Consider the following 3,914-nt stretch of genomic DNA (forward strand, 5'->3'; position numbering starts at 1 on the left):
TTAAAAAATTATTTAGGCTGGTAACTCATTGTCAAACTTTTCATTTTACCAAGTTATATATGTATGACTTTTTTGTTTGTTGAAAAGCCTGAATTAATACCCACTTAATCACGATTAGTGAAGCCCGATTCGTTTGCAACTGATTTAGGATTGCTATAGAAGATCCTTTAAAACTTCTTGCTTACCTTTTGGGTTGTGCGTGGGTTGTAGCAAATCATCAAGATCCCCTATCAAATTCTCCTTAAAAACCTTTTGTCCATATTTGCGATAGAAATTTACAAGTTCGGCAGCGGTATACTCGGGCTCATTATTAATGCTAGAGTCTGAGTTCTTTCTAGTTAAACCCAGTGCTAAAATTCCTCCGGTTGAAGTGCCTGCAATAAAATCAAACATTGTTGCTATGCGTTTTCCTGTACGCTCTTCAATGTAGTTGAGAACGATCGCAGGAATGATACCGCGAATACCACCACCATCAATTGAGAGAATTCTTCTGTTGAATTTAGTACCATCACACGTACTCCTTTAGATTTTGCTTAAATGGTCAACAAAAATGAAACTAAGAACTGGTTGCTCCGGCGCAAACTATCTTTTAGACCAAAGCAAATTCATATACCATCAAAAAAGGTCATCATCCGGATAACCACAGCAGATATCAAAGAAGACGATTGTTTCTGTTTACCAATCTTGGCTCCTGAGCCGGCGACCCGCTAAGGCGCGGATTTGCTCGTCGGCGTCAGAAACTGCAAGCGATCGTGCAGCGGGCCAAGCAAGACCCGGCTTTTCGGGAACAGTTGCTCACGTGGGAGAAAACAGCTTCGGATTGCGATCGTTGTTCGATGATGGGGGAAGCCGTGCGGTTTGCGATCGGCCTTTTGTGGGAATGAATAGACATCAAAATCAACTCCGGCAAACTTATACCAGTTCCCAAAAATCATGCAACAGTAGCGGTAGTAGGTTGATTGTATGAAGTTAATCAAAGGATGCAGATTGTAGAAAGACTTTGGAGTATTTGTATTAATACGGAGTGGCATTGGCAGCTTTCTGACGATCGCGACGAGCGGCAATCCGTTTAGCTAAAGCCAAAGCAGCTTCATTTGCAACATAACCGCCACTCTTAAGGGCATGGGCAAGTTTTTGAACTTCGCTACCTGAGACTGGTTTGGAAACTGTATGCAGTGGGTACTTCATTACAAAAACACTGTATACTTTTTATGTTTGAGGTAAAAGTTTATGAAGATTAGTTATGATTCCGAAAGGGATCCTCTCTACATTAAGTAGGTAGGCGGTAAAAAACCTCTCTATGTAACAAAACATTAAGTTACCTAATTGGAGTTAAACTTAAGACGTTGTGTAGTGTAATTTCCCCTTTGTCCTCTAACTTCTACTCCCTGAATTACGGCGTAGGCGAGTTCTAACTCATCATCAAACAAATGTCGCAGCCAATTCATCTTTTTTAATGTGTTGCCACTCCAATTCAATGGGGTTCATTTCCGAACAATACTTGGGCAAAAAGAAGATATATAAACCTTGATTTTCCCAATGCGGCCATAACTCTTGGACTTCTTTGCATCGGTGTATTGGGCCGTTGTCTTGTACGATTACTCTCCGTCGTCCAATCTCAGCAGCTTCCTGGGCTTCTCGCTCCATCATTTTGATATAAGCTTTTCGATCAACACCCCCAATGACTAAACCGTAAACAAAACTGATTCCCTGTTGAAGAAGTCCGACAATACTTAGTCTGCGACCACGCCGTTTCGTTTGTTCCAACCGTTTTTGCTCACCTATTTGGTAATAAGGAATGAAAAATAAATAAGGTGACTAATAGAGCAATAGTTTACCTTGGATCAAGGCTTCTGGGGTTTAATTGTGCAAGTTATTGATTTTTCATTCCTAAGTATAACCAGGTTCACTCCACGCACAAAATCCTGATTCATCTAAATATTTTAAGTCAATTCCTCCCGCCGCTGCCTCTAATTGCAACATATCTAAGTCTGATTGCTTCGTTTCTTGTACTATGAGGTCTTGTTTTACTTTATGACTTTTTCTAAGCGAATTTCCAAATAAACCTTTTTTTTTAGTATCCGTCTTAATCGGTCGGCACTTAGTTTAACCGAACGTTCTTTTTCTAATTTCTGGACTAATTGAAGACTGTTATATGTACGTGGTTCGTTTTTGAGGCATTCTTTTAAAAACTCTATATCTGACTCTTTCCACTTGGGTTTTGCCCCTCGACCAGGCGATTCCCAAAGCCCTTTCATGCCTAGATGCGACCATTTATGTAAAACCTCTCTCACTGTTTGTGGAGTCCAGTTAAAATGAGCAGCTATTTTTTCCACCTACGGGCCATGTGCATTTAATCTAATTACTTCTGCTCTATCTTTGACTTTTTGTGGAACATCCGCAATTCTCAGTTCTAATAGAGTTTTGTCTTGTTGTTGAGTCAGGAATACCCTTAATCTAGCGCCCATATATTGAGTTACCTCAGTAGATGTATTCTCTTTCTTTACTTATTTTAACATAGTTCGGTTTTTTTGCGCCGACCTACTTACTGCATTCCTTCTACGTTTATCTGTAGTAAACTGCGCCTCGGCGCACCCTACTAATAACTACAGGACTTACCCCACTGGCACATGGTGAGGGCGCGATCGCACCCATCACTTTAACCAGTCCGGATCGCTCACAAGTTGACAGTCGCGACTAACGACAAAACTCAATAAGCGCACGAATGACGTACACTCATGTGTGTGCTATTCGTTAGAAAATTGAGCAATTTCTTAGGGAACTCAAGCAATTAACCGGGAGAGAATCTTGCCAGTCCCTTCAAGCTATAATTCAAACAAATCATATTGCTTGCCATGAACTTGTGTGGGGTGCTCAAAAGTTGAGCCGATAAAAATGGTAAGTAAGTCGGCGCTTTAAAACGCAACTCTGTAAACGATGTAAAGTGTCCAAATGCTCTCTACTGGCTGACTTAAGCCTATTTACATACTGTTACATTATTCGGTTTAATCCTGCCTACCTACTTAAAACAATAGATCGAATTAAACACGGCTGCTATTAAGTGATTTAATTCAGACTAAAACTTCCCCTTCGATGTTTATTGTCTAATTTTGTGATTCTGGGTGCGATTCGTTTAACCTAAAATAAGTTGAAAGGCTTATGGGACGGTTAGCCCAGTTAATAAGACTGGTGATAACTGATTACATTTGGAGGTGAACCGCCTTGCGGTAAGTCCTTCCCCTCAAGTGCAGAGGTGAAAGCATAACCCCTAGTTGGATGAGTAGCAACCATTAAACTAAAGCGGGGTTAAAAGGCAGAACTACTAGAAGTCAAATCCGGTAACTGTCGAGCAAGAGTCCATGCGTAGCAAAAGCAAAGATACGTCTGAACCGCCGTAAACAAAAATGGTGTAACTGACTGAAACAAGGCATAAACCCGTTGAAAAATACGGTAAAAGCTGATTAACACCAAGCCAAAAGGCAAGGATAGGGCATAAGCGGTTCCATGACCGACTTATAAGCACCGCTCAGAAACCCGGTGGAAAGTATCACGCTAAAGACTCAATCAAATATGTAATCGGAACGAAGTAACCCCTAATTATCTCTGGTCAGGTCGATAACCAGTAAGTAGCTAACGAATGATGGCTAGGGGAGGGATTGTATCAGAAGCGAATGCCTCACTGTAATGGTGTGGATATGCTGACAGATACACGGTAATTCCAAAGGAGTAGAACAAGTAGCAATGAATATATCTAATACGCTGAACAATCAGACGGAGGAATGGAAAGACCTTAACTGGCGCAAGCTAGAAAAGGTAACTTTTAAGTTGCAAAAGCGCATATTCCAAGCGAGTGAACGTGGTGATGTTAAAGCAGTTCGCAAACTTCAGAAGACCCTGATTAGGTCTTGGTCTGC

Annotated in this window: 4 protein-coding genes and 2 pseudogenes; 3 read left to right on the forward strand and 3 right to left on the reverse strand. The window is 41.1% G+C overall.

Annotation, left to right across the window (positions count from 1 at the left end):
• Positions 1-153 precede the first annotated feature (153 nt).
• Positions 154-486 carry a patatin-like phospholipase family protein gene (locus QUB30_RS33000; protein WP_333342459.1) on the reverse strand — a complete coding sequence of 111 codons (333 nt, stop codon included), beginning with the start codon at positions 484-486 and terminating at the stop codon, positions 154-156.
• A 266-nt stretch (positions 487-752) separates the two neighbouring features.
• Here QUB30_RS33000 and QUB30_RS33005 point away from each other — a divergent pair, with 266 nt between their 5' ends.
• A complete protein-coding gene (locus QUB30_RS33005; protein WP_333342454.1) occupies positions 753-884 on the forward strand; it encodes a hypothetical protein in 132 nt (43 codons plus the stop codon).
• A 130-nt stretch (positions 885-1,014) separates the two neighbouring features.
• On the opposite strand, the gene QUB30_RS33010 is transcribed toward QUB30_RS33005, so the two are convergent.
• Positions 1,015-1,188: a hypothetical protein gene (locus QUB30_RS33010; RefSeq protein WP_333342457.1), complete on the reverse strand. Its 174-nt coding sequence runs from the start codon at positions 1,186-1,188 to the stop codon at positions 1,015-1,017.
• A 234-nt stretch (positions 1,189-1,422) separates the two neighbouring features.
• Positions 1,423-2,468, reverse strand: a pseudogene (locus QUB30_RS33015) (transposase).
• A 290-nt stretch (positions 2,469-2,758) separates the two neighbouring features.
• Here QUB30_RS33015 and QUB30_RS34065 point away from each other — a divergent pair.
• Both QUB30_RS34065 and QUB30_RS33025 read left to right on the forward strand, forming a co-directional pair.
• Positions 2,759-2,869, forward strand: a pseudogene (locus QUB30_RS34065) (IS701-like element ISPlag1 family transposase); the annotation flags it as partial.
• An 872-nt stretch (positions 2,870-3,741) separates the two neighbouring features.
• The coding region (locus QUB30_RS33025; RefSeq protein WP_333342462.1) for a reverse transcriptase N-terminal domain-containing protein at positions 3,742-3,914 on the forward strand (173 nt) is incomplete at its 3' end.

This window comes from Microcoleus sp. BROC3 (genome assembly GCF_036702515.1).
GTDB lineage: Bacteria > Cyanobacteriota > Cyanobacteriia > Cyanobacteriales > Microcoleaceae > Microcoleus.

What these genes read in the sequence shown, in the direction of transcription:
- QUB30_RS33010 (WP_333342457.1), bottom strand. Translation starts at nt 1,188, where the DNA reads ATGAAGTACCCACTGCATACAGTTTCCAAACCAGTCTCAGGTAGCGAA.